The organism is Aerococcus sp. L_32 (assembly GCF_050689315.1).
In genome coordinates, this window is record NZ_JBOEQF010000129.1 from 1 (window position 1) to 6196 (window position 6196).

General features: G+C 38.6%; 5 protein-coding genes, 1 pseudogene and 1 other annotated feature. Of the genes and pseudogenes, 5 read left to right on the forward strand and 1 reads right to left on the reverse strand.

Annotated features, from left to right (window positions below; genetic code table 11):
• Both ACRCJ0_RS08620 and ACRCJ0_RS08625 read left to right on the forward strand, forming a co-directional pair.
• Positions 1-325: pseudogene (locus ACRCJ0_RS08620) on the forward strand (LLM class flavin-dependent oxidoreductase); the annotation flags it as partial.
• Positions 326-745: 420 nt separating this feature from the next.
• Positions 746-994, forward strand: a binding site (T-box leader).
• Between the two features lie 76 nt (positions 995-1070).
• Positions 1071-1907 (forward strand): MetQ/NlpA family ABC transporter substrate-binding protein, encoded by an 837-nt coding sequence (locus ACRCJ0_RS08625; RefSeq protein WP_431390196.1) that lies wholly within the window; start codon positions 1071-1073, stop codon positions 1905-1907.
• A gap of 121 nt (positions 1908-2028) precedes the next feature.
• On the opposite strand, the gene ACRCJ0_RS08630 is transcribed toward ACRCJ0_RS08625, so the two are convergent.
• Complete coding sequence (locus ACRCJ0_RS08630; RefSeq protein WP_431390197.1) at positions 2029-3057, reverse strand: 3-deoxy-7-phosphoheptulonate synthase; 1029 nt, start codon at positions 3055-3057, stop codon at positions 2029-2031.
• A 179-nt stretch (positions 3058-3236) separates the two neighbouring features.
• Between ACRCJ0_RS08630 and ACRCJ0_RS08635 the strand changes: the two genes are divergently transcribed.
• The 3 genes from ACRCJ0_RS08635 to ACRCJ0_RS08645 all read left to right on the forward strand — a co-directional run.
• Positions 3237-3830: a histidine phosphatase family protein gene (locus ACRCJ0_RS08635; RefSeq protein WP_431390193.1), complete on the forward strand. Its 594-nt coding sequence runs from the start codon at positions 3237-3239 to the stop codon at positions 3828-3830.
• A gap of 256 nt (positions 3831-4086) precedes the next feature.
• Complete coding sequence (locus ACRCJ0_RS08640) at positions 4087-5502, forward strand: glycoside hydrolase family 1 protein (RefSeq protein ID WP_431390194.1); 1416 nt, start codon at positions 4087-4089, stop codon at positions 5500-5502.
• A gap of 18 nt (positions 5503-5520) precedes the next feature.
• Positions 5521-6196 (forward strand): GntR family transcriptional regulator (locus tag ACRCJ0_RS08645; protein WP_431390195.1); only part of this gene is annotated, 676 nt, incomplete at its 3' end.

Below are 6196 nucleotides of genomic sequence, written 5' to 3' on the forward strand. Positions count from 1 at the left end.
GGGCGAAACAGATGAGGAAGCAGATTATTTAGCTAAACCCATTGAATTGATGCAAATGGGGATTCGAACTGGTCAACTCTTGCCGAATATGAGTCCTGAAGAGGCTAAAGACTACAGTTTAGGTGCTGGGGCTCAAGCCTTGTTAGAGGACTACTTAGCTAAACGATTTATTATCAAGGGGTCTAAAGAAACGGTGAAAGCCATTCTGGATGATGAAATTGAAACGCTTGGTATAGACGAAATTTTAGTTTATGCGCCGATTTTTGATGAAGAGAAACGGCTACAATCTTACCGTTATTTAGCGGAGATGTTTGATAAAATTTAATTTGGTTAAGCGATAACGATATATTATGTGGGAACTGTCTGCTGATGGTTCTCTTTTTTTATGGACGAAAAATGGCAGGTTTTTGAAAGCCAAATTGTCCGGTAGATAAGAATTTCAACAAATTAAATACCTTGCTGACAGAAAGGGATATTGTATACTACACTTATCGAAGCAGTTCAATTGATTAGTTTTATTATCAATAATTCAGAAAAGGTTTTTGATTACGAAATATAGATAACAAGCGTTGGAGAAGGTGTCTGAAGAGACGAATTATTCAACTTTTTTGATTTGGAAAAGGGTGGCTATTTTTTCAAAAATAAGTTGCAGGAAATGTGATAGTTAATTTCGATTAATTTTGATATAAATTCAGAATCTCCCTGTCATTGACAGGGTAAAGTGATTTAGCTATTATTTAGTTAGACATTACCGAAGACGGGATAAGTAAATAGGCATCAATTTAAGAGAGGTTTCGTTTGGTGAAAGAAACTATTGATAAGCATTGAAGATGGTCCTTGAGGTTGAAGTGATTCGAGTGACAATTCGTCATAAGATGAACTCGTGTGGCGCCGTTATCCGCTAGCCCTATTTTATATTTTTAATATGATGCGGGGATAAGGGAAAGAAGTTCTTTCTGAATTAAGGTGGTACCACGTGAAATACGTCCTTAGTCGAGATAGCTAGTTTAGCTGTTTGGACTAAGGTCTTTTTTATTGAAAAAATAGGAAAATGAAAAGAGGAAATAATGATGAAAAAATTGGTTAAATTAATTGGATTTACTTTAGGTGCTTCATTGCTTTTAGCTGCATGTGGTAGTGGGGAAGATACCACCGTAAAAGTTGGCCTTGTAGGTGATGATACAACAGTTTGGGATAGCGTCGCTGAACGAGCTAAAGAAGAATACGATATAGATATTGAGTTGGTTAAATTTAATGACTATAATACACCCAATGACGCATTAGCAGACGGTTCAGTTGATTTGAATTCATTTCAAACAATCATCTTCATGAATAACTATGAGGAAGCTTCTGGGAATGATTTCACGCCAATCGGTAATACAATCATTACGCCTCTAGGGATTTATTCTGAAAAACATGAATCAATTGAAGAAATTGGTGAAGGACAATCAGTGGCCATTCCAAATGATGTAACGAATGGTGGTCGTGCTTTAAACCTATTACAAGAGGCTGGCTTTATCACACTTGATGAAGAAGCGTCTGCATCATTTACACCAACTGTTGATGATATTACAGAGAATCCGTATAATTTAGATATTCAAGAAGTTGATGCAGCACAAACTGCCCGTTCAGTTAACGATGTTGACTTCTCAGTGATTAATGGTGGTTATGCAGTGGACGCAGGTTACTATCCTCAAGAGGATGCCTTATTCTTAGAGCCAAATTCTGAATCAGCTCAACAATATATTAATGTAATTGCTGCTAGAACAGATGAAGCTGATAATGAAACATTTAAACAAATTGTAGAAATATACCAAACAGAAGAAACGGCAACTTTAATTGACGAGGTATATCACGGTGGTCAAGTACCTGCATGGGATGACTACGGTTTTGCACAAGTTGAATAATATCTGACCTATCTGCAGTTATATAGAAATATTCGTCAATTCGTGAACGTTATCAAAAAAACGAGCTACTTGAATTAAAAAATTCATGAGCTCGTTTTTTCTTGTTTGTTATGATACATTTTTAAACATTTTCGGCGATGTAACGTACTAATTGTTCTGATTTTTCCCAACCTAGACATGGATCAGTGATTGATTGGCCAAATACGTCGCCACCTGGTTCTTGACGGCCATCTTGTAAGTATGATTCGATCATGAAACCGCGAACGTAAGCTTTGATGTCTTCGTTCCATTGACGGTTTTGTAAGACTTCTTGAACTATTCGGATTTGATCCAAGTAGTTTTTACCAGAGTTGTCATGGTTTGTGTCGATCACAACAAATGGGTTATGGTAGTCTTCTTTTTTGTAGTTATTGATGGTTTTTATTAGGTCTTCGTAGTGGTAGTTTGGCACTACTTCTTTATTTTCAAGTGTACCCCCACGCAAGATAATATGGGCATAAGGGTTACCACTTGTTAATACTTCTTGACCTGAATACATTAACTCTTGTGGTTTTTGCGCCGCATGCAGGGCGTTAAAGGTCACAGTTAGGTTACCTGATGTCGGGTTTTTTAAACCAACAGGGCAGTCTAAACCAGAAGCAACGAAACGGTGTTGTTGGTTTTCAACAGAACGAGCACCTACAGCGTGATAAGATACTAAGTCTTCAACAAATTGTAAGTTATCTGGGTATAACATTTCGTCTGCAGTTGTCATGCCTGTTTCAGTGATAACACGACGGTGCATGTTACGAACAGCTTTCATACCGCGGATTAAGCTTGTTTCACCAGTTGGATCTTGTTGGTGTAACATGCCTTTATAACCGTCACCATTTGTACGTGGTTTGTTGGTATAAACACGTTGTACAATAAAGACTTTATCTTTCACTTCTTCTTGTAATTTGGCTAAACGGTGTGCATATTCAACTACTGCTTCCTCGTTATCAGCGGAACATGGTCCGATAATTAATAAGAAACGGTCGTCCTCACCAGACATAATTGCACGTAATTCTTCATCGCCCGCTTCTTTAATTGCATTCTCTTCATCAGTTAACTTTGCATGTGACTTGATCACATCAAAATCAACAGTTTCACTTATTGGTTTAAAGCTCATCATTTACCCTCCTGTAATCATAGCTCTAAGTATATTCTAACAAATTTGTAACCAAATAGCATTGTTTATCAACATTTCTTGTGAATTCTGCAGTTATCCTTTTAGTGAAATAATTGAAAACGCATTCCTAATCTATTATTATCATGATATACGAAATTTTGAACGGGGGACGAGTAACTATGACAACAAAAATATACTTAATGCGCCACGGGCAAACATTATTTAACAAGCTGCATAAGATCCAAGGGGCATCGGATTCACCACTAACTGCTAAGGGGATTCGCCAAGCTGAACTTGCTCGGGACCATTTTAAAAATGAAGGGATTACTTTCCATGTGGCTTATTCTTCGACATCAGAGCGTGCTAGTGATACATTAGAAATTGTTTACGGGCAAGATAAAGATTACCAACGGTTGAAAGAATTGAAGGAATGGGATTTTGGGTCTTTTGAAGCAGAGTCTGAACACTTGAACCCACCTTTACCATACGGGGATTTTTTTGCCGGATATGGTGGTGAAAGGGAAGTGGACTTTAGAGAGCGAATTAGTCAAGCAGTCAAAGGGATTGCGGACAAGCATCCCGACCAAACGGTCTTAATTGTTAGTCACGGAGCTGCCATCGCACAATTCTTTAAAGATAAAACCAACTTTGAAGGCTCTATTTCAAAAGAAATTGGTTTTACAAACTGTTCAGCTTTGATTTTCGATTACCAGGATGGGGCTTTTGAGTACGTCGATGTTCTAAATCATGACTATAGTGAGTTAACAGATTAAGGAAGCAGAAAAATTATCAACATTTTTGTAGGTTTAAGGCTTGTAGGATAAGACTACAGGTCTTTTTTTTGCAATTAAATCTTGAAAATATTTTTAATGTGTAAGCGATTTCTATTGACTGAATCATTTTGTACCCTTATAATTATTTTCAGAGATGACAATTCATTTGTTCGTGCAGATCAGATTTTTGAGGGCAATATTTTTTTCGGAAATAATGAAAGCGGTGTCATCTAAATAGAGAGGTGGAGATGGTTGAATGAGTAAAGAAAGTATTGAATTTCCTAAAGAATTTTTCTGGGGTGCATCAACGTCAGCTTACCAAGTTGAGGGTGCGAGTTTAACGAATGGGAAAGGGCCTTCTAGTCAAGATACGAAAGAATTGCCTGAAGGGACAGCTGGTTTAACAGTATCAGTGGACCACTACCATAAATTTAAAGAGGATATCGCGTTGATGGCAGAAATGGGCTTTAGGTCATACCGATTCTCCATCTCATGGTCACGGGTGATTCCTGAAGGGACAGGACAAGCGAACCAAGAAGGCTTAGACTTCTATTCAGACTTAATCGATGAATGTTTGAAATATGGCATTGAACCGATTATCACCATGTTCCATTTTGATATGCCAGCTGCCTTAGATGCACGTGGATCATGGGGTAACCGTGATTCAGTTGAATGGTTTGTCGACTATGCCAAGCTACTCTTCGATAATTATGGGGACCGAGTGAAATACTGGTTAACTATTAACGAACAAAATATGTTAACACTAGTTGGTAATGTGATTGGTACTTTACGTGTTCCTGAAGGTACTGAGAATGTGACCAAAGAAATTTACCAACAAAACCACCATATGTTGGTTGCTCAAGCCAAGGCAATGGAAATTTGTCACCAGCAGTTACCAGAAGCGAAAATTGCGCCAGCACCAAATATCGCCATCGCTTATGCAGCCAGCATGAACCCTGAAGATACACTTGCAGCGCAAAATGCCAATGCCATCAGAAACTGGTTATACCTTGATATGGCCGTTTACGGTAAGTATAACAACTTAGTTTGGACTTGGTTAGAAAGCCAAGACGCCTTGCCAGATATTGTAGATGGTGATTTTGAATCCTTAGCCAACGCTAAACCGGACTTCTTAGGGATTAATTACTACAATACATTAACAGTGAAAGCTTATGAAGCACCTGAATCTGGCAAAGTTGAATTCAAGAGTCAACAAGAAAATTCTGGTTTAGAAAACATGTTCCTTGGGGTAGACAACGAATTCTTACCAAAAACTGAATTTGGCTGGGAAATTGACCCAATCGGCTTTAGAGCCACACTTCGAGAAATATACTCACGCTACCACTTACCGATTTTAATTACGGAAAATGGCCTGGGTGCTTACGATGAGCTGACAGCAGATGGCAAGATTCACGATGACTACCGAATCAACTACCTACGAACCCACATTGAGCAAATGAAATTAGCTGTTGGAGATGGGGTAGAGATGCTAGGTTACAATCCTTGGTCAGCCATTGACTTGATTTCAACCCACGAAGGGATTCGTAAACGTTACGGCTTCATTTATGTAGACCGTGATGATGAACAAGTGGGCACTTTAACCCGTTACCGAAAAGATTCATTCTTCTGGTACCAAGGAGTGATTGCGAATAACGGTAGTGATTTAACTTAATAATTGGGAGGTGGTTTCATGGTTAAATATAAAAAAATAGCACAGGAAATCACCAACTACATTGTAGACAACCAGATGAAACGACACGATAAATTACCAGTAATTGATGAGATGGCCATTGATTTCAATGCCAGCAAGTCAACCATCATCAAGGCTCTAGATATTCTAGAAGCCAAAGGGCAAATTTATCAGGTTCAAGGATCGGGTATATTTGTACGAGATGTCCATATTCCAGGAAAAATCAACTTAAACCGACCTGAAGGGCTGAGTCGAACCCTATTCGGTGCGACCATTGTGAGTCGGGTGGTTAAGGTTGAAATCATTAAACCGGACGCTACTATTCAAGAATACCTTGAATGTGACCCGGATGAAGATATTTATATGGTAGAACGGACCCGATATATTAAAGGGGAAATTCATTCCTATGAAAAGTCTTACTTTAGAAAGAAATACGTCCGTTATATGAACGAGCAAATTGCTAGAGGGTCTATTTTCACCTACTTGGAAGATAACTTAGACCTGACTCCTAGCTTTTCAAACGCCTTCTTTCAGGTGAAACAAATGGGCGTTGAAGTTGCTAGCTACCTGGAGTGTTCGCCCGAAACCTATGGCTTAGAATTGATCAACCAGTTTTTCCTATCTAATGGGGCCATATTCGACTATAGCGTCTTATGGTATAGCCCAGACCATGCCC

Coding starts and splice junctions, on each gene's coding strand:
- ACRCJ0_RS08625 (WP_431390196.1), top strand. CDS start 1,071: ATGAAAAAATTGGTTAAATTAATTGGATTTACTTTAGGTGCTTCATTG.
- ACRCJ0_RS08630 (WP_431390197.1), bottom strand. CDS start 3,057: ATGAGCTTTAAACCAATAAGTGAAACTGTTGATTTTGATGTGATCAAG.
- ACRCJ0_RS08635 (WP_431390193.1), top strand. CDS start 3,237: ATGACAACAAAAATATACTTAATGCGCCACGGGCAAACATTATTTAAC.
- ACRCJ0_RS08640 (WP_431390194.1), top strand. CDS start 4,087: ATGAGTAAAGAAAGTATTGAATTTCCTAAAGAATTTTTCTGGGGTGCA.